This window comes from Shewanella litoralis (genome assembly GCF_009828585.1).
GTDB classification, from domain to species: domain Bacteria; phylum Pseudomonadota; class Gammaproteobacteria; order Enterobacterales; family Shewanellaceae; genus Shewanella; species Shewanella litoralis.
The window spans coordinates 1-288 of the sequence record NZ_WSRZ01000150.1 but is presented as its reverse complement, the minus strand read 5'-3'; the positions used below and the strand labels follow the sequence as shown (position 1 = coordinate 288).

Genomic DNA, 288 nt, shown 5'->3' with positions numbered 1-288 from the left:
CGACGGCAGCAGCACCGATACCGCCACCGTCTCCATCACCGTCAATCCGGTCAACGACGCGCCGGTGCTCGACGCGCTGCAGACCCCCGTGCTCAACAACGTCGCCGAAGGGGCGGGCGCGCCGAGCGGCGCGGTCGGCACGCTGGTGTCCTCGCTGGTCGACTTCGCCTCGCCCGCGGGGCAGGTCGACAACGTCACCGACGTCGACTCCGGCGCCGTGCTCGGCATCGCCGTCACCGGAGCGGACGCCACGAACGGCACCTGGTGGTACTCCACCGACAACGGCCC

The 288-nt window shown here is 71.9% G+C and carries 1 protein-coding gene; it reads left to right on the top strand.

The features are described from left to right. A partial coding sequence (locus GQA99_RS20450) for a hypothetical protein (protein WP_206194611.1) occupies positions 1–288 on the top strand: 288 nt, incomplete at both ends.